This is a genomic window from Microcystis panniformis FACHB-1757 (assembly GCF_001264245.1).
Lineage (GTDB): Bacteria > Cyanobacteriota > Cyanobacteriia > Cyanobacteriales > Microcystaceae > Microcystis > Microcystis panniformis.
The window spans coordinates 1,935,695-1,957,912 of the sequence record NZ_CP011339.1 but is presented as its reverse complement, the minus strand read 5'-3'; the positions used below and the strand labels follow the sequence as shown (position 1 = coordinate 1,957,912).

At 41.7% G+C, this 22,218-nt stretch carries 29 protein-coding genes and 3 pseudogenes; 11 read left to right on the top strand and 21 right to left on the bottom strand.

Features of this window, described 5'->3' with window-relative positions:
* Nucleotides 1-2: 2 nt before the first annotated feature.
* Both VL20_RS09500 and VL20_RS09495 read right to left on the bottom strand, forming a co-directional pair.
* Nucleotides 3-1,013 carry an RpnC/YadD family protein gene (locus VL20_RS09500; protein ID WP_052276342.1) on the bottom strand — a complete coding sequence of 337 codons (1,011 nt, stop codon included), beginning with the start codon at nt 1,011-1,013 and terminating at the stop codon, nt 3-5.
* A complete protein-coding gene (locus VL20_RS09495; protein ID WP_052276341.1) occupies nt 1,010-1,357 on the bottom strand; it encodes a DUF4347 domain-containing protein in 348 nt (115 codons plus the stop codon). The genes VL20_RS09500 and VL20_RS09495 overlap by 4 nt, the downstream gene beginning before the upstream one ends.
* A 254-nt stretch (nt 1,358-1,611) precedes the next feature.
* On the opposite strand from VL20_RS09495, the gene VL20_RS09490 reads away from it, so the two are divergent.
* Nucleotides 1,612-1,857, top strand: coding sequence for a hypothetical protein (locus VL20_RS09490; RefSeq protein WP_052276340.1), 246 nt, complete (start codon nt 1,612-1,614; stop codon nt 1,855-1,857).
* Entirely contained in the window at nt 1,854-2,258 is a 405-nt protein-coding gene (locus VL20_RS09485) for a type II toxin-antitoxin system VapC family toxin (protein WP_052276339.1), read from the top strand. The genes VL20_RS09490 and VL20_RS09485 overlap by 4 nt, the downstream gene beginning before the upstream one ends.
* Before the next feature lie 67 nt (nt 2,259-2,325).
* Here the strand turns inward: VL20_RS09485 and VL20_RS09480 are convergent, their stop codons facing one another.
* The 8 genes and pseudogenes from VL20_RS09480 to VL20_RS09450 form a co-directional block, all read right to left on the bottom strand.
* Nucleotides 2,326-2,853, bottom strand: coding sequence for a hypothetical protein (locus tag VL20_RS09480; protein ID WP_052276338.1), 528 nt, complete (start codon nt 2,851-2,853; stop codon nt 2,326-2,328).
* Between the two features lie 160 nt (nt 2,854-3,013).
* A complete protein-coding gene (locus VL20_RS31680; RefSeq protein WP_167341542.1) occupies nt 3,014-3,151 on the bottom strand; it encodes a hypothetical protein in 138 nt (45 codons plus the stop codon).
* 21 nt (nt 3,152-3,172) lie between these two features.
* Nucleotides 3,173-3,703 carry a hypothetical protein gene (locus VL20_RS09475; protein WP_052276337.1) on the bottom strand — a complete coding sequence of 177 codons (531 nt, stop codon included), beginning with the start codon at nt 3,701-3,703 and terminating at the stop codon, nt 3,173-3,175.
* A gap of 36 nt (nt 3,704-3,739) precedes the next feature.
* Nucleotides 3,740-3,976: a hypothetical protein gene (locus VL20_RS33710; RefSeq protein ID WP_052276336.1), complete on the bottom strand. Its 237-nt coding sequence runs from the start codon at nt 3,974-3,976 to the stop codon at nt 3,740-3,742.
* A gap of 111 nt (nt 3,977-4,087) precedes the next feature.
* Nucleotides 4,088-4,696, bottom strand: a pseudogene (locus VL20_RS32460) (DUF4347 domain-containing protein).
* Nucleotides 4,697-4,904: 208 nt separating this feature from the next.
* A pseudogene (locus VL20_RS09460) lies at nt 4,905-5,204 on the bottom strand (type II toxin-antitoxin system VapC family toxin); the annotation flags it as partial.
* A 216-nt stretch (nt 5,205-5,420) separates the two neighbouring features.
* Nucleotides 5,421-5,681 carry a hypothetical protein gene (locus VL20_RS09455; protein WP_002733873.1) on the bottom strand — a complete coding sequence of 87 codons (261 nt, stop codon included), beginning with the start codon at nt 5,679-5,681 and terminating at the stop codon, nt 5,421-5,423.
* 345 nt (nt 5,682-6,026) lie between these two features.
* A complete protein-coding gene (locus VL20_RS09450) occupies nt 6,027-7,142 on the bottom strand; it encodes a TIGR03032 family protein (protein WP_052276334.1) in 1,116 nt (371 codons plus the stop codon).
* A 458-nt stretch (nt 7,143-7,600) separates the two neighbouring features.
* Between VL20_RS09450 and chrA the strand changes: the two genes are divergently transcribed.
* On the top strand, nt 7,601-8,758 hold the full coding sequence (gene chrA / locus VL20_RS09445) for a chromate efflux transporter (protein WP_052276333.1): 1,158 nt from the start codon (nt 7,601-7,603) through the stop codon (nt 8,756-8,758).
* A gap of 189 nt (nt 8,759-8,947) precedes the next feature.
* Here the strand turns inward: chrA and hisG are convergent, their stop codons facing one another.
* The 3 genes from hisG to deoC form a co-directional block, all read right to left on the bottom strand.
* On the bottom strand, nt 8,948-9,595 hold the full coding sequence (hisG, locus tag VL20_RS09440; protein ID WP_002761364.1) for an ATP phosphoribosyltransferase: 648 nt from the start codon (nt 9,593-9,595) through the stop codon (nt 8,948-8,950).
* A 60-nt stretch (nt 9,596-9,655) separates the two neighbouring features.
* Nucleotides 9,656-10,408 carry an HAD family hydrolase gene (locus tag VL20_RS09435; RefSeq protein ID WP_052276332.1) on the bottom strand — a complete coding sequence of 251 codons (753 nt, stop codon included), beginning with the start codon at nt 10,406-10,408 and terminating at the stop codon, nt 9,656-9,658.
* Nucleotides 10,409-10,716: 308 nt separating this feature from the next.
* The gene (gene deoC / locus VL20_RS09430; protein WP_052276331.1) at nt 10,717-11,394 is read right to left on the bottom strand and encodes a deoxyribose-phosphate aldolase; all 678 of its coding nucleotides are present in this window, start codon (nt 11,392-11,394) and stop codon (nt 10,717-10,719) included.
* A gap of 159 nt (nt 11,395-11,553) precedes the next feature.
* Between deoC and acnB the strand changes: the two are divergent.
* The 8 genes and pseudogenes from acnB (at nt 11,554) to ureC (ending at nt 19,279) form a co-directional block, all read left to right on the top strand.
* Nucleotides 11,554-14,162: pseudogene (gene acnB, locus VL20_RS09425) on the top strand (bifunctional aconitate hydratase 2/2-methylisocitrate dehydratase).
* 139 nt (nt 14,163-14,301) lie between these two features.
* Nucleotides 14,302-14,595 (top strand): BrnT family toxin, encoded by a 294-nt coding sequence (locus tag VL20_RS09420; protein WP_002735016.1) that lies wholly within the window; start codon nt 14,302-14,304, stop codon nt 14,593-14,595.
* Nucleotides 14,543-14,809: a BrnA antitoxin family protein gene (locus tag VL20_RS09415; protein WP_002746336.1), complete on the top strand. Its 267-nt coding sequence runs from the start codon at nt 14,543-14,545 to the stop codon at nt 14,807-14,809. The genes VL20_RS09420 and VL20_RS09415 overlap by 53 nt, the downstream gene beginning before the upstream one ends.
* A 131-nt stretch (nt 14,810-14,940) precedes the next feature.
* Nucleotides 14,941-15,906 (top strand): hypothetical protein, encoded by a 966-nt coding sequence (locus tag VL20_RS09410; protein ID WP_052276330.1) that lies wholly within the window; start codon nt 14,941-14,943, stop codon nt 15,904-15,906.
* A gap of 31 nt (nt 15,907-15,937) precedes the next feature.
* Nucleotides 15,938-16,084 carry an element excision factor XisH family protein gene (locus tag VL20_RS33705; protein ID WP_110980738.1) on the top strand — a complete coding sequence of 49 codons (147 nt, stop codon included), beginning with the start codon at nt 15,938-15,940 and terminating at the stop codon, nt 16,082-16,084.
* Nucleotides 16,072-16,413 (top strand): XisI protein, encoded by a 342-nt coding sequence (locus VL20_RS09405; RefSeq protein ID WP_052276329.1) that lies wholly within the window; start codon nt 16,072-16,074, stop codon nt 16,411-16,413. Before VL20_RS33705 ends, VL20_RS09405 begins: the two co-directional genes overlap by 13 nt.
* Before the next feature lie 178 nt (nt 16,414-16,591).
* Nucleotides 16,592-17,488 carry a polyphosphate kinase 2 family protein gene (locus VL20_RS09400; RefSeq protein ID WP_046661511.1) on the top strand — a complete coding sequence of 299 codons (897 nt, stop codon included), beginning with the start codon at nt 16,592-16,594 and terminating at the stop codon, nt 17,486-17,488.
* A gap of 81 nt (nt 17,489-17,569) precedes the next feature.
* Nucleotides 17,570-19,279, top strand: coding sequence for an urease subunit alpha (gene ureC / locus VL20_RS09395; RefSeq protein ID WP_002735350.1), 1,710 nt, complete (start codon nt 17,570-17,572; stop codon nt 19,277-19,279).
* A 25-nt stretch (nt 19,280-19,304) separates the two neighbouring features.
* On the opposite strand, the gene VL20_RS09390 is transcribed toward ureC, so the two are convergent.
* The 8 genes from VL20_RS09390 to VL20_RS09355 form a co-directional block, all read right to left on the bottom strand.
* Nucleotides 19,305-19,589, bottom strand: coding sequence for an LPP leucine zipper domain-containing protein (locus VL20_RS09390; protein WP_052276328.1), 285 nt, complete (start codon nt 19,587-19,589; stop codon nt 19,305-19,307).
* A 252-nt stretch (nt 19,590-19,841) separates the two neighbouring features.
* Complete coding sequence (locus VL20_RS27910) at nt 19,842-20,084, bottom strand: CHAT domain-containing protein (RefSeq protein WP_284526068.1); 243 nt, start codon at nt 20,082-20,084, stop codon at nt 19,842-19,844.
* 269 nt (nt 20,085-20,353) lie between these two features.
* Complete coding sequence (locus VL20_RS09380; RefSeq protein WP_002767005.1) at nt 20,354-20,509, bottom strand: hypothetical protein; 156 nt, start codon at nt 20,507-20,509, stop codon at nt 20,354-20,356.
* Nucleotides 20,506-20,904 (bottom strand): toxin-antitoxin system TumE family protein, encoded by a 399-nt coding sequence (locus VL20_RS09375; protein WP_052276327.1) that lies wholly within the window; start codon nt 20,902-20,904, stop codon nt 20,506-20,508. The genes VL20_RS09380 and VL20_RS09375 overlap by 4 nt, the downstream gene beginning before the upstream one ends.
* Nucleotides 20,888-21,178, bottom strand: coding sequence for a hypothetical protein (locus tag VL20_RS09370; protein WP_052276326.1), 291 nt, complete (start codon nt 21,176-21,178; stop codon nt 20,888-20,890). The genes VL20_RS09375 and VL20_RS09370 overlap by 17 nt, the downstream gene beginning before the upstream one ends.
* A gap of 36 nt (nt 21,179-21,214) precedes the next feature.
* Nucleotides 21,215-21,451, bottom strand: coding sequence for a hypothetical protein (locus tag VL20_RS09365; RefSeq protein ID WP_043999266.1), 237 nt, complete (start codon nt 21,449-21,451; stop codon nt 21,215-21,217).
* A 29-nt stretch (nt 21,452-21,480) separates the two neighbouring features.
* Nucleotides 21,481-21,780, bottom strand: a complete 300-nt coding sequence (locus tag VL20_RS09360) for a Txe/YoeB family addiction module toxin (protein ID WP_002761386.1) — start codon at nt 21,778-21,780, stop codon at nt 21,481-21,483.
* Complete coding sequence (locus VL20_RS09355) at nt 21,752-22,051, bottom strand: type II toxin-antitoxin system Phd/YefM family antitoxin (protein ID WP_002761387.1); 300 nt, start codon at nt 22,049-22,051, stop codon at nt 21,752-21,754. Before VL20_RS09355 ends, VL20_RS09360 begins: the two co-directional genes overlap by 29 nt.
* Nucleotides 22,052-22,218: the final 167 nt, after the last annotated feature.

The following is a 22,218-nucleotide window of genomic DNA, read 5'->3' as shown; positions in this document are numbered from 1 at the left end:
GACTATTGTTCTAAAAGTTGCTGCAACTCATCAAAAGAATTAACGGTTAATGCCGATTTCAGTAACTCGTCTAAAATCGATAATACAGAAATTTTATCAACAGCTTGCTCAATTTCTATTGGAATGTCACCCAATCGCGTTTTCAGCACCGTTTTAACATAGTTACGAGCATTTTCTAACGCCCCAATTTCCTTACCAATTTCCTTACCAATTTCCTTGCCTATTTCCTTACCAATTTCCTTACCAATTTCCTTACCGCGTTCGATTCCTCGTAACTCCATATTACTCATTAAAGGCATGGTTCTTTCCTCCTCAAATTGTTTAATTTTACTCTCTAAGCTTTCCTGTAATTTAGTTGATAAAGTCATCATATTGTCGATGATTTCAAACAGTTTAATTATCTGTTCTCTCTTAAACTCCTTTTCATATAATCCCCTGATTAACCTCCACTTCCACTGTTCCCGTTCTGGCAGCTTCCCTGTAGTCGCTTTTGTTTTCAGGTGTGCCATCACTATTATAGCAAAAGGATTGCTACTTGCTTCTAGTTCTGTCCAGCTTTCCTCATAGTCCAGTAATTTGACTGTTGGGAATTTCAGGCTGACTTCACAGCCGGCGATAGTATAATTATAGGCATTTGGTCGCCAATTTACTCGTTCATCTCCTAATATAGCGAGACTGATAACTGGTTTCTGATACAAATCAAAGGCCCGATAGTTATAAATATACATCCTCTGAGGGAAATTTTCTTCGTATTGACTTTGAATTTCAATATGAATCAAAATCCAGATTTCTTCACCCCTGAGTAACCAAACTTTATAGAGTTTGTCTGCGAAACGTTTTTTTGTCTTGGCTGAAGCGGTAATCCGTTTGAGTTCTTTTTCTAGGGATTCGGGAGTTTTTGTCCAATCAATCAATTGGTGAACTTCAGGAAAAAAGAAATCTAAAAAGGCTTTAAAATACTCGCTTAATGCTTCTTTCCAGGGTTCATCATAATTGGCGGTTGTTGGGTTCATTTGAGTTGTTTGCTTACTCGTAGGCTGTGAAGCGCGATAGCGTAACGCACTGATTTAATAATAGAGGTGGTGGTAATAATCTGGGGATTTTGTGGTAAAAAAGCGGATATTTGTTCGATTCTGTCTTGATTGGCAGAGAGAATAACCGTGGCGACTTCTGGAATTACTCCAGCTTGGAGACTTTGATAATCGGTAACACCAGCATCGAGGAAGACTACGGTAGCGGTTAAACGCTTATTTCTCGCACTATTCACCTGATTAGCTTGACTCAAGCCATCAGATTGAGCAAAATTGAACAAAACATCGTCAACAGCAGCAAGGCTCGGCAAGAGGGTAGAAGTCATGACACTGACCGCAAAAGATTAATGCGACTATTTTGTGCAAAGAATCCCGAATTTTTCAAGGGGGATATAACAAAAATTTACAGAAAACGGGTTTCTCAAAGAAACCCGTTTTCTCAGTTATTGCGAAGATGCGATCGCTAACGTCAAAGCGAGGCAGTTATTTGCTTAATTTTAGAGGTTTGCTGGCCAATTAGCATTTTTTGTGATAGATTGTAACCATAGTAACTTTTTATACTTAATTGTCAGTAATAATCATGAATGCTACAGCAATACGTCAACAAATAATTGAATCATTAGCTAATCTTTCTGGCGAACAATTATTGCAAATTAGAGAGTTAATCGAGCAAAATTTTTTGCCTCAAATTAAACCTAAATCAGAAGAAGAAAGACAACAGTTAATTAAATCATTACAAGGTAAATATGCTCATGCACCCACCAGTAGTGAAGATTTTGCCCAACAAAAACAAGCAGAAATTGATTGGGAGGAGCTTAATAGATGAATATCATTTTAGATGCTTGTGCTGTAATTGCTTTTGTTCGTAATGAAACAGGAGCGGATCTTGTCAGAGAAACCATCACTAATCAAAATAATAACAAAATGATTCATGTTGTTAATCTTTGCGAAGTTTACTATAATTTTTATCGCGATATAGGAGAATCAGAAACAGAAAAACTAATTCAAGAATTAAGTGATATTAACATAAAAACTCGCTTTGATTTAAGTAGCAAGTTTTGGCGACAAGTAAGCCAATATAAGGCACTAATTAAGCGCATTTCTTTAGCTGATTGTTTTGCTTTGACTTTAGCCAATCAAGAAAAAGGAATTTTACTTACTTCTGACCGAAAAGAATTTGAACCGATTATTCTTCTTAATATTTGTCAGATTAATTTTATTCGTTAATAAGTCCAGAAACCGGGTTTCTCGAAGAAACCCGGTTTCTAAATAGGTTCTCAAAGAAACCCGTTTTCTAGATATTGATTTTAGCCAAAGACTGCTTAAATTCTGCGAGAGAATTAGCGGTAGCTGCTAATTTTAGTAGCTCTTCTAAGATAGTAGGGTTAGTCATTTTGCCGATTATCTCTTCAATTTCTGAAGAAATCTCTCCAAAACGCACAGTTAAAACTGTTTTTATGTCATCGCGGCTTTTTTCTAGCACCCCAATTTCTTTACCAATTTCCTTACCAATTTCCTTACCAATTTCCTTACCGCGTTCTATCCCTCGTAACTCCCCAATTTCCTCACCAATTTTCCTTCCTCGTAACTCCATATTACTTACTAAAGGCATGGTTCTTTCCTCCTCAAATTGTTTAATTTTACTCTCTAAACTTGACTGCAATTCAGGGGATAAAGTCATCATATTGTCGATAATTTCAAACAGTTTAATTATCTGTTCCCTCTCGAACTCCTTTTCATATAATCCCCTGATTAACCTCCACTTCCACTGTTCCCGTTCTGGCAGCTTCCCAGTAGTCGCTTTTGTTTTCAGGTGTGCCATGACTATTATAGCAAAAGGATTGCTAAGTAGGGAGACACAATTATTTGTAGGATGGGTTAGTGGTAGCGTAACATAATCTGGCGTTGGGTTTCATGCTTCAACCCAACCTACGTTCATCTTATATTTAATTCCACTCACCCACTTACTTGCTTCCAATTAGTCACTGATAACTGATAACTGATAACTGATAACTGATTAGTTGGTGAACTTCGGGAAAAAAGAAGCATAAAAACGCTTCAAAATACTCGGTTAATGCTTCTTTCCAGGGTTCATCATAATTGGCGGTTGTTGGGTTCATTGGAGAAGAAAATTCCTGAGACTATTGTTCTAAAAGTTGCTGCAACTCATCAAAAGAATTAACGGTTAATGCCGATTTCAGTAACTCATCTAAAATCGATAATACAGAAATTTTATCCACAGCTTGCTCAATGTCTATTGGAATGTCACCCAATCGCGTTTTCAGCACCGTTTTAACATAGTTACGAGCATTTTCTAACGCTCCAATTTCTTTACCAATTTCCTTACCAATTTCCTTACCGATTTCCTTACCGCGTTCTATCCCTCGTAACTCCCCAATTTCCTTACCAATTTCCTTACCGCGTTCTATTCCTCGTAACTCCATATTACTCATTAAAGGCATGGTTCTTTCCTCCTCAAATTGTTTGATTTTACTCTCTAAACTTGACTGCAATTCAGGGGATAAAGTCATCATATTGTCGATGATTTCAAACAGTTTAATTATCTGTTCCCGCTCGAACTCCTTTTCATATAATCCCCTGATTAACCTCCACTTCCACTGTTCCCGTTCTGGCAGCTTCCCAGTAGTCGCTTTTGTTTTCAGGTGTGCCATCACTATTATAGCAAAGGGATTGCTGCTTGCTTCCAATTAGTCACTGATAACTGATAACTGATAACTGATAACTGAATAGAGTTTGTCAGCGAAACGTTTTTTTGTTTTAGAGGAAGCGGTAATCCGTTTGAGTTCTTTTTCTAGGGATTCGGGAATTTTTGTCCAATCAATTAATTGGTGAACTTCAGGAAAAAAGAAGTATAAAAACGCTTCAAAATACTCGGTTAATGCTTCTTTCCAGGGTTCATCATAATTGGCGGTTGTTTGGTTCATGGCGAGTCGCTGTCAATCAGAAAGTTAGGCGATCCTCTAGATTCATTATTCCCCATAAATATCATCAATGCTACTTGTCGTCACCAAACTTCCCATGAGAGCAACCTACATCTACATCTTAGCTAATGTTTCAACAAAAGTTTGATTCTCTCCCTTTGTCGCGGGTAAACTCACCTCTAACTCCCAACTTCCTCCTAAGGCGGCATTTCCTACCCGTCCGCTGGAAGCCGCTATTTTTGCCCCAGTAATTTGGGACAATTTATTAATAAACTCTGTCCCCGCATCTCCCGCCGCAACCTGACAACCGTAAAGTAGAATACGATTAATCTTTGCCCAATTCTGTAACTGTTGGCGGTAATCGTAAATATTTGTTAAATTGAGTTGACAATTCCCTCAATATAAGCATCCAGGCGCACCATGAGAAACGAGGTGAATGGTGCTAATCTGGGGATTTTGTCGTAAAAAAGCGGAGATTTGTTCGATTCCGTCTTCCTTGGGAGAGAGAATAACCGTGGCGACTCCAGGGATTACCCCAGCTTGGAGACTTTGATAATCGGTAACACCAGCATCGAGGAAAACTACAGTATTTAATTCGGGTGCGGTTAAACCCTGATTTCTCACACTATCCACCTGATTAACTTGACTCAAGCCATTAGATTGAGCAAAATTGAACAAAACATCGTCAATAGCAGAAAGGCTCGGCAACAGGGTAGAAGTCATGACGCTGACTGTAAAGGATGACTTCGACTATTTTGTGCAAACAATCGCCAATTTTTCAAGGGGGATATAACAAAAATTTACAGAAAACGGGTTTCTTTAAGAAACCCGTTTTCTAAATAGTTTCTTTGAGAAACCCATTTTCTCAGTTTCGTGGGTTGTTGCAAGATATGCAATCTGAACGACGTTCATAAATTGTATTTTTATTAGTTTATGGGACACAAACAATTCCTAATCCTGCCATTTGACGAATATGATCATCAAAAGCGAATACCTTAAATATTTGTAAACGATGAGCCATAACTAAAATAGAACAATCTGTGTAACTCCATTTTTTATCATTGTACTTACAGAAAGCTTCCCATATTGCCAGATCATCGCTATCTGACACATTGATATAACGATGATCTTCTCTTAGTATTTGACCCACTTGAATTGAGGCTCGACTAGATACCTTGCTCCGAATCCAAGTCACAGTTTCATCGAATACCGATTCGAGAATAATCCAATTAAGTACCTAAGCAAAATTAATTACACATATCTAACCACCTCTTGCCTCTTGCCCCTTGCCTCTTGCCTATCTTCACTAGGAAATTAATTTTGCACGACTACTTATTATGAGGATTTTCTAAGTAATATTTTTGAGCGCTTTCGTGATGAGTTTCAGATTTGACAAAAAAGGCAATTAAAGCAGAAGTATCAACAATAATTTCTTTGTCCACAATTTTTAATAAATAATTTCATCGATGTTTTCAGCGTAGTTAGTTACAACTTGACCCCGATTATCTTGTCCGATAATATATTTAGGCTCAGGTTGGACAATTTCTAAACTTCCACAAAGTTCCCAAGTACGAGTCTTGGTAATATCTGGTAATTCAGCTTGAACATAATTTTCCAAAGCTTTGATAACAATCTCTTGAACCGAGGATTTTTGTTCTTGCAAACGAGATATTAATTCGTCGGGAATTTCGATCAATATTTGAGTCATTGATAAACCTTAGAGATTAACGTTGTTTTACTAACATTATAGCCTGTTTGTGAATTATAACCAAGAGACGCAAATGCAATTACCTGAATCAGTTACCAAAAGGCTAACAACTGTTCACTGATTCAGGTGATTCGCCATAAGTCCAGAAAACGGGTTTCTTACCCAGAAAACGGGTTTCTTGAAGAAACCCGTTTTCTAGATATTGATTTTTGCCAAAGACTGCTTAAATTCCGCGAGAGAATTAGCGGTAACTGCTCATTTTAGTAGCTCTTCTAAGATAGTAGGGTTAGTCATTTTAAGGAGTTGACATGGTTTTTTCCTGAATAAAGGCTGAAAATTACAAAATTAAGCCCCTAAAGAAGGCACCATCCACACCGATTGAGTGCCATCGAGGTCGGTATCCGGTCCAATTAGCGCCGGGTTGCGGTAGCCCGGCAGCAGAGTGACAGCGAAAACCTCCTCCACGCCGCTATTGAACCAAAAAGTCGCCACCAGTTGACTGGTAGCTAGATTGACAATAGCCAACCCGCACCGCAATTGATTACGCCGCTCATCCAGGGGTAAACCGCCAAAAATCGCCGTTTCTCGGATTTGGGACAACCCGACAAAGGCGTGACCTTCCCAACAGTCCAAACCCCGGGTAAAACCGGGCAATTCCGCCACGATTTCCGTGCTACCAGTTTGGGGATGCCAACGGTTCAAGGTTCCATAACCGGAATTGAGAAAATAGAGATTACCCTGGTAAAGACGGGGAGAATGGGGCATAGCTAAACCCCGCAGAATCACCTCTCCCCTCGGCACATCAATTAAGCATCCGCCTTGAGCTTTATTCTCTCGCCAGAGGCTTTCCTCGTTGGTTTCCCCCAATGCCGTTACATATACGGGAGTGCCGCTATTTTCAGCCATAGCCAAGCCATTGAGGTGGCAGCGGTCTCCGGGGACTAACTCGGTAATAAAGGGCGGTTTCCACTGGGGGAGAAAACTCCAATTTCCTTCGATGGTTGCCAGACAGTTAAACAGGGTATTGACCACCCAAAGGCGATTACTGCCAAAGGCCAAATCATGACCCATAATCGGGCCGGTGAGGTGAGAAGAACGAGCTAAAAAAGCGATATCCTGTTCCCCTTCCGGTTTAATCTGGGGGGCAATCTCTCGATTAGCGGGTAAATGCCAAATTGCCTGACGAGCGCCTACCGCAATTCCGGTAGCGGTTCGGGTTAAACCCATCGCTTGGTCAAAATGGGCGAAACTCACCCGCATTTGTCCTTGATAAGTGCCAATGCTGGCCACTCGTCCCGCTTGGTAGGTGGAAATCAACACCGAGAGGTCAAGCTGGTTGAGTAATTCCGGCAGATTGAGGCTGTACTCATAATTGACCGGCACTGCTTGGCGCTGAGATGGACTCGCTGCTGGCTCTTGGGTATCTGAAAACTGGTTAGTGTTAGGCGGTAGGCTGTCCATAGAGTTTTTTTTGCATAGATTAGCATCGATTGTGATAATTGATTATTGTCTATGGTTTTTTGACTAACCTTAGTAAGGTTTGATCCCCCTTGCCCCCCTTAATAAGGGGGGTGCTGATGGGTTTCAGTGGGTATTAATGGGGTTCATTATAAACAAATTAATCAATATTATTTATAAAGTTTTCTTAACTTTTTTTGTATCAAATTTACTTGAACGGGAGCATTAAATACTTATAATTGAGTTTGAGTAAAAAGCTTTTGCAATTATGGAATTTTGGAATTGACGAAATCTAGCTAAGTAGGTAGGTGTTAAAAGTTGTCAGACACCCCCCTTATCAAGGGGGGATCGAACCCAAAATCTATCTTCAATTTAACTATAACTACTTACTTAATAATTTAACTTAGGCTTATTCTTTTGGATATAAACTTGATTCTAGAAAAACTATTGGTAATCAGAAAATGCTGACTTCATCGCCTCCCAATCTCTCGCAACTTGCCCTTTTATTTCTCAAAATCGGCATTATCGGTTTTGGTGGTCCGGCTGCCCATATCGCTTTAATGGAGGAAGAAGTGGTTAAGCGTCGCGGTTGGATGACTAAGGAGCGATTTCTCGATTTGGTGGGGGCCACTAATCTGATTCCTGGTCCTAATTCCACGGAAATGGCTATTCATATCGGTTATATTTTTGGTGGTTTAGCGGGTTTAATAATCACGGGGGTTTGTTTTATCACTCCTGCGGTGTTAATTACGGGTTTTCTAGCTTGGATTTATACCACCTACGGGACTTTACCGGATGTGGCTCCGATTTTTGCGGGGATTAAACCGGTAGTAATTGCGGTGATTTTTCAGGCACTCTGGCGCTTAGGCAAAAAGGCACTGAAAACCCGTCAATTACTGTTCATCGGATTGGGGGTTATCGGATTATTAATTTTAGGTTTAAATGAAATTATCGCTTTACTTTTAGGGGGAATTATCGGGATGTTTATCCTAAAAAAATTCGCTACTTTTCCCCTGATTGTGGCAGGAATAGGCGGTGCGACGGCGGTTGCTACTCCTAGCAATATCCCACCGACATTAACAGGATTAGGGCTATTTTTTCTCAAGGTGGGTAGTGTTTTATTTGGTAGTGGTTATGTGTTAGTTGCCTTTTTAGAAGGGGATTTAGTGCAGGGGAGAGGATGGTTAACCCAGCAACAATTATTAGATGCTATTGCTGTGGGTCAATTTACCCCCGGTCCGGTGTTATCCACAGCCACTTTTATCGGTTATCAAATATTAGGAGTATCGGGGGCAATTGTGGCAACTCTAGCGATTTTCTTTCCTTCTTTTATCTTTGTTTTATTACTTAATCCTCTCATTCCTAAACTGAGACAATCTGCTTGGGCAGGGGCTTTTTTAGACGCAATTAATGCTAGTGCAGTGGCTTTAATGGTAGCGGTAATTTTTAATTTAGCTCTAGCTACTTGGTTACAACCCTACGGGAATTTACCTTTTAATTTATTGGCTATCATTCTATCTCTTGTCTCTGGTATTCTTTTACTACGTTTTCAGGTTAATTCTACTTGGTTAATTATTGCTGGTGCGCTCATTGGTTTACTCTTAAAACAATTAGGTTAGGGGTAAATAAGTAAATGGTTCTAATTAAATAGATTTTGCCTTTTATCCCCCCTTTATCCCTAGGGTTGATTCAAGGTAGGGTTGATTCATGAATCAACCCTACCCTTAATTCCCCCTTAATAAGGGGGGTGCTGATCCCCCTTGATCCCCCCTTAATAAGGGGGGCGCTGATCCCCCCTTGATACCCGCTTAATAAGGGGGGTGCTGATTCGTTAAACTGAGCTTTTCTACCCAGTTATAAATCTGATCGCGATTTAGTCTATAGCTTAGAGGATGGGCGATTAATCGAGCGCTACTAGCAAATAATTCGTCAATTTCTACTAAACCATTTTCGCGTAAAGTTCGACCGGTGGACACTAGGTCAACTATCGCTTCTGACATCCCCGTAATCGGGCCTAATTCTACGGAACCATAGAGAGGTATAATCTCGACGGGAATATCTAAACGACGAAAATAATCCTTAGCACAATTGACAAATTTTGAGGCAACTTTACCGTGATGGGGAATGTCTAGAGGACTTTGATAGGGACTATCAGCAGGGACAGCTACTGACATCCGACAATAACCAAATTTTAGGTCAATTAAATTAGCCACATCGGGAGATTTTTCCAATAAAATATCATAACCAGCGATGCCTAATTGTGCCTGACCGTATTCTACATAAACTGGTACATCTGTTGCTCTGACTAATAACGCTTTCGCTTGGTTAGTAGGGTCGGTAATCTGTAATTGGCGATTTTTTGAGTCAAGAAAGGCACTAAAATCTAAGCCAATTTTCTGAAATATTTGGATACTTTCGTTTAGTAAAGCACCCTTCGGTAAGGCAATTGTTAGCATAGAGGGAATTATGAATTGGGAAGTGGGGTTTTTCAGTGAACAGTAAACAGTAATCAGTAATCAGTGAACTGAAAATTCGCCTCTGATAACCGAGATGGCAGTCAGTTCTCTAATGACCACATCAGCTAATTGTAAATCTTGATGGTTTTCCGGTTGCCAACTAATTGCGATCGCTGCTGCTGATTTTGCCTGTTTAGCCATTTCCCAATCGGCCCTAGTGTCCCCTACCATCAGGGTTTTGTCCACTGCGGTCCCCAAAGCTTGACAGGTTTCTTGTAATAATAAGGGATCGGGTTTACTTAAACCTCGATCGCATCCCCGAACAATTTTAATATAATTTAATAGGTGATTTTCCTTGACAAATTGCTCAACTCGTGCTGTGGTATCGGAGGAAAGAATCGCCAATTGTAAACCGGCCGCGTGCAGATAACGAATTACTTCTAAACATTGGGGATAGAGGGGATTTAAGCGGGGGGGAACCTTTTCATCGGCCGCTTGGAAGGCCGCTTTTGCGATCGCCATGGCCGTTAACCAATCCCGGCCGGTGGAAGCAATACAACCGGCAGCGACGATATGATTATCTCTGCGGCTGCCCACTGCCATTAAACCAGCAGGATTGAGACTATTTGCCCCAATACCGAAAGTTTTAGTTAATAAAGACTCTAAACCAGGGATTTGCGATTCAATGGCTTGTACCCGGGCTATAGCTCGATCGTACCAGAAAGCTCGCGAATCCTCTAGCGTACCGTCCTTATCAAAAACAATCCCTTGAATATCTCTAAATTCTCGATTACCACAGCGAATTATCGGCAAATAAACCCCCTTATTTTTATTGAATGTCAGTCATCATTTTAGCTGTCAGGATTCAGGAGACAGGATTCAGGAGTCAGGATTCAGGAGTCAGGAGTCAGGATTCAGGAGTCAGGAGTCAGGAGACAGGAGACAGGAGACAGGATTCAGGAGATTATTTTTTATTTATTCTCCCCACACCCCACTTCCCCACTTCCCCACTTCCCCACACCCCACACCCCACACCCTACACCCCACACCCTACACCCCACACCCCACACCCCACTACCCCACTACCCCACTTTCCTATACCTTTTAAACAGGATTTAGTATTACTCCTCAAAAGCAGCTTTTTGCTGACGGACTAAATCGACACCGCGGGAAGTTCCCAGACGAGTGGCCCCGGCCTGGATAAGAGCGAGTGCTTGTTCTAGGGTGCGAATTCCGCCGGATGCTTTAATTCCTACCCGGCCTTTGCTAATTTCCTTGAGAAACTTGACATCGCTAACCGTTGCTCCTCCAAACCAGCCGGTACTGGTTTTTAGATAACTGACTCCTGCATCCATGCAAATTTCCGCCGCTAAACGTTTCTCGGTGTCCGTCAGTTGCGAGGTTTCCAGAATCGCTTTTACCGTCTGGCCAGCTTCCTGACAAATACTAGCAATTTCTTGGAATAATTGCTCAGATTTCCCATCTTTTAGCCAACCGAGATTAATAACCACATCTAACTCCTTGGCACCATTATCTACAGCTTCTAAAGCCTCATAACGTTTAACTGCGGAGGTAGTGGCCCCTGCGGGAAAACCAATCACGGTAGAAACTAAAGTTTTTTTGCCGTGGAGTAACTGCACAGCTTGCTTAACGGCAGCGGGATAAACGCAGACGGTGGGAAAACGATATTGTTCGGCCTGTTGACAGTAAGCCTCTAATTGTTCACGGGTGGCGGTGGGGATGAGGAGAGAATGGTCGATATATTGTGCTAAATCTAGATCAGAATCGGTGATAGCCATTATCTACGCCTTAATATAGTCAATCGATCGCTATTTTCTCATTTTATGGAAATCGCACAATAAAGTCATGTCTCGCTAACCGAGAAATTCCGAGACTAGCAAAAATCCATTAACCTAGGAAGAAACCGTCACAAGTGAAGACTAGGAGAAAATCGACCTATGTTAGAAGCGTATCATCAGCACGTTGCCGACCGAGCGAAATTAGGTATCCCTCCCCTTCCCCTCAATGCTCAACAAACGGCGGAATTATGCGAAATACTCAAAAATCCGTCCGAAGAACTCAAGGGAGAATTGCTGACCCTGCTGCGTGACCGTGTTCCCCCGGAGTTGATGAAGCGGCCTACGTTAAAGCGGGATTTTTAACAGGAATTGCCAAAGGTGAAATAAAATCTAGCGTTATCTCCGCTCAGGGTGCGGTTAGCTTACTGGGAACCATGGTCGGTGGTTATAACGTTCATTCTCTGATTGAACTGCTGAAATCCAGAGATATTAATATCGCCGCCGCTGCTGCCAGCGCTTTAAGTAAAACCCTGCTAGTATTCGACGCATTTAACGAGGTTTTGGAATTATCCGACACCAATCCCTATGCTAAACAGGTTATCGATGCTTGGGCCAATGGCGCTTGGTTTATCGCTAAACCGAAACTTGCTAAAGAAATTACCGTCACCGTCTTCAAAGTACCCGGAGAAACCAATACAGATGACCTATCTCCCGCTCCCCATGCCACCACCCGGCCCGATATTCCCCTCCATGCTTTGGTAATGTTAGAAACCCGTCAACCCGGGTCCCTAGAAACCATTGCCGAATTGAAAAAATTAGGTCATCCGGTCGCCTATGTGGGGGATGTGGTTGGGACTGGTTCCAGCCGAAAATCGGCAATTAACTCGGTTCTCTGGCATATTGGCGATGATATTCCCTTTGTACCTAATAAACGTGCTGGTGGCTATATTTTAGGCAGTAAAATCGCCCCTATCTTCTTTAATACTGCTGAAGATTCCGGCGCTTTACCGATTGAATGCGATGTTAGCCAAATGAACACGGGGGATGTGATTAAAATCTATCCCTACGAAGGCAAAATCACCAACGAAGCGGGCGCAACTATTAGCACCTTTAGCCTCAAACCTGAGACAATTCTGGATGAAGTGCGCGCCGGCGGTCGTATTCCCCTATTAATCGGTCGCAGTCTCACGGATAAAACCCGTCACGCCTTGGGACTTGAGGCTAGTACCCTATTTACTCGTCCCACTATGCCTAATGACACCGGTAAAGGTTACACCCTAGCGCAAAAAATGGTCGGCAAAGCTTGCGGTTTACCCGGAGTGCGGCCGGGTACTTCCTGTGACCCAATTATGACCACGGTAGGGTCTCAGGATACCACCGGCCCGATGACCAGAGACGAGTTAAAAGAGTTAGCCTGTTTAGGTTTTAGCGCCGATTTAGTCATGCAGAGTTTCTGTCACACGGCAGCCTATCCCAAACCGGTTGATATTCAAACTCATCACCAATTACCGGACTTTTTCTCTACCCGGGGTGGGGTGGCTTTACGTCCGGGAGATGGCATTATTCACTCCTGGTTAAATCGGATGTTATTGCCGGATACGGTGGGGACTGGAGGCGATTCTCATACTCGTTTTCCCCTGGGAATTTCCTTTCCTGCGGGGTCGGGTTTAGTGGCATTTGCCGCCGCTTTGGGAGTAATGCCTTTGGATATGCCAGAATCGGTTTTAGTGCGTTTTACGGGGGAATTACAACCCGGTGTAACTCTGCGCGATATTGTTAATGCTATTCCCTACGTTGCCATCCAAGAGGGTAAATTAACCGTGGAAAAACAGAACAAAAAAAATGTTTTTAACGGTCGCATTATGGAGATGGAAGGGCTGCCGGATTTGAAATTAGAACAGGCTTTTGAGTTAACCGATGCCACGGCGGAACGTTCCTGCGCTGGTTGTACGATTAAGTTAAGTACGGAAACAGTGGCGGAATATTTACGCTCTAATGTAGCCCTGTTAAAGAATATGGCGGCCCGGGGTTATAGTGATGCTAAAACTATCCTGCGTCGGGTAGCAAAAATGGAACAATGGTTAGCTAATCCCGTCCTGATGGAGGCTGATAAGGATGCCGAATATGCGGATATTATCACCGTCAACTTAAACGAGATTAAAGAACCAATTGTTGCCGCACCCAATGACCCCGATAATATCAAGTTAATGTCGGAATGCGCCGGGGATAAAATTGATGAGGTGTTCATCGGTTCTTGTATGACTAATATCGGTCATTATCGCGCCGCCGCTAAGATATTAGAAGGAGCAGGAGTTGCTAAGGCTAAACTGTGGATTTGTCCCCCCACCCGCATGGATGAAAAACAATTGCGCGATGAGGGAATGTATGGCATTTTTGCCGCTTCTGGGGCGCGTACCGAGATGCCGGGATGTTCCCTTTGTATGGGTAATCAAGCGCGGGTTGAAGACAGAGCGACGGTATTTTCTACCTCGACTCGTAACTTCAATAATCGCATGGGAAAAGATGCGCGAGTCTATCTCGGTTCCGCCGAATTAGCGGCGGTTTGTGCGCTGCTGGGACGCATTCCCACCGTCGAGGAATACCTGGCAATTGTCACCGAGAAAATTAATCCTTTTGCTGGCGATTTATACCGCTATTTGAACTTTAATGAAATCGCTGGTTTTGAGGATGAAGGCCGGGTAATTCCCCTAGAAGATTTACCTAAAATTGAGGATATCTTAGGGATTCCTTCTGGTGTTTTGAGTTAGTTGACCGGTTATGGGTCATTTCGATCGAGGCGAAAGATTTCTTTTGATTTCGATCAAGATGACCCCTCTAACGATCGAATTTTCGACAATTATAGGATTTTTTTCGATATACGGAATGACAACTCGATAAAATAAAAATATGAAATTCGAGTGGGATCGACAAAAGAACCGAGCGAATATCATCAAGCACGATCTAGACTTCGCGGACGCGCAGCGGATATTTGAACATCCCATTCGAGTTTCCCTTGACGAACGAGAAAATTATGGCGAAGATCGATTGATAGGAATCGGTACGCTCGATGGCCGAGTGGTAGTTGTCGTTTTTACAGAACCGAGTAGAGATACAATTCGTATTATTTCACTTCGTAAAGCTTTACCCTATGAACGAAAACGATATGAACAATACCTCCGAGACGAATTGGGAGAAAGTTGACGCTCTTACGGAAGAGGAAATCGACACATCCGATATTCCGCCCTTAACCGAGGAGTTTTTTAGTAAATCGCGGTGGTGGAAACCTGTAGAGAAAGTAAATGTTCTTGTTCAAGTAGATCCCGAAACCCTAGCTTGGTTTCAATCACAGGGCGAGGATTGTGAACAAAAAATGTCCGCCGCTTTACGGATTTATGCGGAGGCTCACAAAGTATAGTCAAGTTTAGTTCGGGTACAAGCCACACAATAAAAAAGTTCGCTATCATTTTGAGCGGGATGAAAAGCCACACAATCTCATTTACCAATAAATCGCCTTAAATGAAATGATAAAAGTGAGTACGAAAAATTATGATTATAGATGTACCGACTGGAGATGATTTTAAATCCGCTGGCATTGATTTTTTAAATCTGGCTTGGGATACGCTGATAAGTTTATCTACAAAACTTAAGAATGCGGAATATTTTTATAATGTGTATTATAGCGATGAGAATGAAGAAGTAATCGATCAATTGTCATCTGAGCAATATTGGAAACAAGCACAACGTCCATTGAGTACAGCCCTTTCCCTTATTCAACAAGGAACCGAATTTCTCTTAAAAGGTAATATTGCTACAGTTAGCCCGTATTTACTAATTTCAGGATATCCGAGTAATTATCCCAGTAAATCTCATGAGCGCAATATCCGTTTTAGTGAATTTAAAACAATTGATGCACAGGATTTAGTCAAAGTTTATAATACCGTATCGACTGGTCGATTACCAGATAACTTTCGACAAAGATTTGAAGATTTGAGAAGCAAGCGAAATATAATTATGCACACTGTAGATCCTGAATTATATATAAAAATTAAAGATCTGTTTGTTGAAATTCTAGAAATTTGTCATTATTTGATAGAGCCAAACTCGTGGATAAAAATTCGAGGACAATTCATTCAAAATGAACCTGAATCTGTTCTATATAGCTCTGAAACCAGAGAATTATATAATTGGCTGGCTTTAGAAATAAACCTTGTAATTGATTTATTAACACCTTCAGGAAATAATAAATATTTTAATTTTAATAAAAAAATAAGACGTTATTTCTGTCCTAGTTGTTATAGTGGTTTTAGGGAAGATTACGAAGACGAACAGATTCCAAGATTAGCTCAACTAATACCTAATGAACCAACTAGCAACACTATTTATTGCCTTGTATGTAATGAATCTTATGAAGTATTGCGGGAAGATTGCACAGCTGAAGATTGTCTGGGTAATGTCATAGATCCTGATGATGGTACATGTCTTACCTGTGGTTCGGACAATTTTCGAGATTAATTGTTGAAATTGTAATAGATATCTTGTATGTATTAATTTCTTTATTTTTTTAATCGGACAAGAAATTTATGAAAAGTTTTTCGCTCAAGCTGCCATACAAATAATCTTGCAAAAGTATCAAATTTTATTGTTAATTGTTGACACTAATCAGGAGGGAATAGTTCAATGGATAAACTAAATTGTTATCAAAATATAATCAAGAAAATTCTCATAGAATATGCAGAAATTTCCTCACAAGTACCCGATCAAGACCTAGAAGAAATATTGATATTTGACGATGATAGAAACCAATATCTTTGGTTTAATATTGGCTGGAAAAATGGCAAACGAATTAAAGCAATTTCCGTTTATCTTCGTCTAAAAAATGACAAAATTTATATTGAAGAAGATTGGACAGAAGCAGGTATCGCCACGGAATTAATGCGCTTAGGAATTCCCAGCAGTGAGATAGTTTTAGCTTTTCAACCTCCCGAAGTGCGTCAGTTTACCGAATTTGCGATCGCCTAAAAATTATTCTTTACTTTCTCGTCAGATGAGGAGTAGCTAAAATCGAATATTTAAATATACTTGTTTCTAGGTCATTTCTGCCAGTTCATCCTTGACTCGCCGGTTCAAGAGTTAGATATTTTCCGAGCAAAAGTGCTACAATGTAATCTTAAGGGTCAAAACAATCAAGGAGAAGAGCATGGTCAGCAAAATTGATCGCCAAGCGTTTTTACAATCCTTAATCGTGCCACCGGGTAAAGAAATTTCTCTACACAAAGACTACGATCCTGGGTTTAAGCCAGACTACATTACCAAAGAAGATGCCACGCTGCTGCTGCAACAGGGGATCGAAAAAATGGCCGAGTTTCAAGATAAACTTTATGCCCAGGATACCTATGCCCTGTTAATTAATCTGCAAGCCATGGATGCGGCGGGTAAAGATGGTACAATCAGGCACGTTATGTCCGGCTTAAATCCCCAAGGCTGTCAGGTATTTAGCTTTAAAGTACCCTCGGCCGAAGAACTAGATCACGATTATCTCTGGCGATATTATAAAGCCTTACCGGAGCGAGGTCGTATCGGTATTTTTAATCGTTCCTACTACGAAGAATTATTAGTCGTGCGCGTCCATCAAAATTTATTGGAACGGCAAAAACTCCCCCCAGAAGACAGAACCAAGAAAGTTTGGCAGCGACGTTTTGAGGAGATTAATAATTTTGAAAAATATCTGGTTAACAATGGGGTTATTGTCCTGAAATTCTTTCTCAATGTTTCTAAAGGAGAACAGAAAAAACGATTTTTGGAAAGAATTGATCGCCCTGAAAAAAACTGGAAGTTTTCTGAAAATGATGTCAAAGAAAGAGCTTTTTGGGGTGATTACATGAAAGCCTACGAGGAGGTATTCAATCATACCAGTACTGAATGGGCTCCTTGGTATATTATCCCGGCTGATCGCAAATGGTTTACCCGTTTAGCTGTGGGGGCGGTTATTTATCACACCCTAGAATCCCTTGGTTTAAAATATCCCACCGTCACCGAAGAACATCGCCAAGCTTTACTGAAAGCCAAAGAAATCCTCGAAAACGAGCCGGATTAAAAATGGAAGAAAATCCCTAAAAAGCGATAATTGCTGGAAAATCGATCGTATGATCAATGTCGATTTTCAAGAATTCCCCCTATGAATTATCGCATCGATCGCCGCACCTATGCAGAAACCTACGGCCCCACCGTCGGAGATAAAGTTCGCCTGGCAGACACGGAATTATTTATCGAAGTCGAAAAAGATTTCACCACCTACGGCGATGAGGTAAAATTCGGCGGCGGTAAAGTAATTCGCGATGGGATGGGCCAATCCCCCATTTCTAGGGAAGATGGGGCGGTGGATTTGGTGATTACTAATGCCCTAATTCTCGACTGGTGGGGCATCGTTAAAGCCGATGTGGGCATTAAAGACGGCAAAATTTATAAAATCGGTAAAGCCGGCAATCCCCACATTCAAGATAATGTTGATATTATTATCGGTCCTGCTACCGAGGCATTAGCCGGGGAAGGGATGATTTTGACAGCAGGGGGGATTGATGCCCATATTCATTTTATCTGTCCCCAACAAATTGAGACAGCGATTGCGTCGGGGATTACCACAATGATTGGTGGCGGGACCGGACCTGCGACGGGAACTAATGCCACCACCTGCACCCCGGGGGAGTGGAACATCTATCGAATGCTAGAGGCCGCCGAAGCTTTCCCGATGAATTTGGGTTTTTTGGGTAAAGGCAATAGCAGTCAGCCGGAAGGACTAGCGGAACAGGTAAAAGCGGGGGTAATTGGCTTAAAACTCCATGAAGATTGGGGAACCACTCCGGCAGCCATTGATACCTGTTTAAGCGTGGCCGATAAGTACGATGTGCAGGTGGCGATTCATACCGATACTCTCAATGAGGCCGGTTTTGTTGAGGCCACTATCGCCGCTTTTAAAAATCGCGTCATTCACACCTACCACACGGAAGGGGCCGGCGGTGGTCATGCTCCCGATATTATCAGGGTTTGCGGGGAAATGAACGTTTTACCCTCCTCTACTAACCCCACTCGTCCCTATACGACGAATACCTTAGAGGAACACCTCGATATGTTGATGGTTTGTCATCATTTGGACCGGAGTATTCCCGAAGATGTGGCCTTTGCTGAATCCCGCATCCGCCGGGAAACTATTGCCGCCGAGGATATTCTCCACGATTTAGGGGCTTTTAGCATCATTTCCTCCGATTCTCAAGCGATGGGACGGGTGGGAGAAGTAATTATCCGCACTTGGCAAACTGCCCACAAAATGCGGGTACAACGGGGCAGACTGACCGGGGAAACGGGAGAGAATGATAATCTGCGAGCAAGACGATATATTGCTAAATATACGATTAATCCTGCTATTACCCATGGTGTCTCCGATTATGTCGGTTCCATCGAGGTGGGCAAATTAGCCGACTTGGTTCTCTGGAAACCGGCATTTTTTGGCGTAAAACCGGAAATTGTCCTGAAAGGCGGTTTAATCGCCTGGGCGCAAATGGGCGATGCTAATGCCAGTATTCCCACACCCCAACCGGTTTATATGCGTCCCATGTTTGCTTCTTTTGGTGGTGCGATCGCCAAAACTTCCTTGACATTTGTTTCTAAATATGCTATGAAAGCGGGCATTCCTGAGAAGTTAAAGCTGAAAAAAACCGCCGTGGCTGTGTCGAATACGCGCAATATCAGTAAGGCTAGTATGAAGCTTAATGACGCTTTACCGCGCATGGAAGTTAATCCCGAAACCTACGAAGTGCGTGCTGACGGGGAATTATTAATCTGTGAACCGGCTACGGTTTTACCCATGGCCCAGCGCTATTTCCTATTTTGAATTCGATTTCAGAAAACGGGTTTTTTCAAAAAACCCGTTTTCTTTTCTTTATAGGAAAATTTGGGAAAAATAACTTAACCAATCCTGCCATTAGTGCAGTAACAATAGCAACAAAGATGGTTCGATTAGTAAATTCCAAGTTATCTAGGCGTTTATTCACACCTGTTAATTCTCCTTTAACATTTGCTAGGTCAACTCTTAAGTTATTCACTTCTTCAGATAGCTTGTCTATTTTGCTATTAACTTCTTTGAATTGTCCTAAAATAAAGTCTTTTAATTCTTTGAGGTCGTTTTCTGTAAATGTTGCCATTGTGTGACTCTCCTAGTAATTGTTTGTGATAAGTAGTCGTGCAAAATTAATTTCCCAGTCGAGACAGGAGACAGGAGACAGGAGACAGGAGACAGGAGACAGGAGACGGGATCAGATTTTAGTTTTTAGTTCACTGTTTACTGATCACAGCAAAAAGCTGACGGAGTAACTGCTGACGGTTTGGATGTGTAATTAATTTTGCTTAGGTACTTACCAATAATTTTACTACTAAGTTTAACTCCTAACCCTTACTCAGTCAAATGTCATCGAAGTTGCATCACCAGAAGGAATAAAACTTGCCCAATAAAAAGGATGTTTTTGCTTCTCACCCTTGAGCATTCCTAGTTGAATTTGTCGTAAAGCTTCACTGCGTCCTTCTCCTTTTTGTAAGCGTCCATAATAGGCGACCATTAAATCTTTAGTCGCATCATCAGAAACTTTCCAAAGGCTAATTAATTGGCTTTCACTTCCCGCAATAACTAAAGCGCGGCGCAATCCATAAATCCCTTCACCTACGCTTCTAGTTTGGTGATTTTTTGATGATAATTAATGCTTTATACTGTATATTAATTAAGTAGCTGGTTATAATTAAATTAAAAATGGATTTTAGGTTTGATCCCCCCTGCCCCCCTTGATAAGGGGGGTGCCGATCCCCCCTTAGTCCCCCCTTAATCCCCCCTTGATAAGGGGGGTGCTGATCCCCCCTTAGTCCCCCCTTAATCCCCCCTTAATAAGGGGGGCATCTGACAACTTTTAACGCCTACCTACTTATCAAATTTAGCCAAGATTTTCAATCCTTCTTCTGGGTTGCCATTAGCTGCCATTTCCTTAAATCTAGTATAGGCATCAAATTCGGCTAAAGTGTTGGTGGAAAGATATTCAATCAGTTTATTGATACTGATTCTTTTTAGTTCATTCATAGAAAACTCCTGATTCTGGCGGTAATTTCCTGAAGAACTTCTAACAGCGTTGGAGCAGCGGACGAGATTACATTTTCTTCACTGCTGTCATGTTTGTGATGGGGATAGGTTGGGAGGTTCAGCTTTTTATGATGTGGAGTATTATCATAACGGAAAATTAAGGTATTCATGGTATTCATATACTGATAAGCGTACATATTACGATTAATAATTGTTTCGATATTGACAAACTCTCGAATATGCAGAACTGAATTATCAATGAATTTAATTTCGGCTCGAATAAATCCTTCATAACTATCGCGTTTTTCACAATCTAGCGTAAAAAATTTTACTACTGAACAGGTTGCGATAATTGTTTGAATCTGTTGAAAATAATCTTCAATTAATAAATTCAATTCCTCTGAGTCTTTCTGCTTTTTCCTGTAGGCATTGTAGCATTCGCAATTCGCCAATCCATTCGTCAAGTTCCAGGGTTTCCTGAAATTCGTCGTTTTCGTAGCGATGCAGAAATTCTGCTGTGGACAGTTGATATTTGTCCTCAAATTCTCGCAGTCGTTGTTCGGTACGCTGGATACCCGCTTCAGTGGAACGTAGGGCTTCAGCGATTGCGCCTTCGATTAGAGGTTTGAGGGAGCCGGAGTGATGAGAGATGAGTGTGAGTTCCTTCATAATAAAATGGAGCTAAAAAGCTGGTGTCTAGGTAAATCAATAGTGTGCTTCTTGGCGTAATTGTTGCAGGATGTCAAGGCTTTGGATCGCGGAGGGTTGATGTTGGGATCGCAAAGCCTGGTGGGAACTTAGAGGGTGGCGGGAATTTAGCGGGGGCGAGAGTTGGGCAATGAGTTGACCTTCTCGGAAAATAATGATGTCTTGTCCTTTTTCAACTTCATGGAGGAGTTGGATGAGGGTGATGGAGGTATCGGTGATTTCTATTTTGAGCATGGGGTTGGCGTTTTAGTTTGTCTAGGTACTTAGCGATCGCTATAATGATAACGACCTTGCAAAAATTCTATCCGATCGTGACTAACCAGATAAACAATACGATCAGATTGGGTAAGGCGGCGAGACCAAACATTGGCATCTTGATATTTTAAGGGTTCAGGTTTGCCCGTTCCTTCAAAAGGATTGCGTCGAATTTCTTCAACTAAAGATAACAGACGAAGGGCAATTTTTCTCTCAGTTTCTACCCAATATCTGAGGTCTTCTAGAAACCTTATATCAAAAACGAGTTCGCGTTCTGGCTTAGGCTGAGACTTTTTCTTCTTTGTCAATACCTAACTCCTGGCATAAGTTTTCTAAAGTTTGAGGCTGATTCGTTCTGGCTTTGGCACGTTGTAGTGCATCTAGGAGGCGTACTGCATTTTCATGAGAACTGAATAAATAAGCAGTTTCTATCAAGCTATTGAGTTCTGCTGTAAGAATCAAGGAAATGCTTTCACCACCTTCCCGTGTAATTTCTATTGGTTGACGAGTAGAAATGACTCGATCGCAAATTTTGTCAAAGTTACTACCAGCTTGAGTCTGGTCAATTTTTGGGTTCATTTTTTCTCATTTCTCCTTCAGATAAGATCAATATATCAGAAGTCAGAACATTAGATCTCTGGCAAAAGTAGGTTCGTAGTTGCGCTTTAGCGCTATAAAGTCTCATACTCCAAAACTCTCCCAGATTGTACTTTTGACTTTATTTTTCCTTTTTAGCGTCGTTGGCG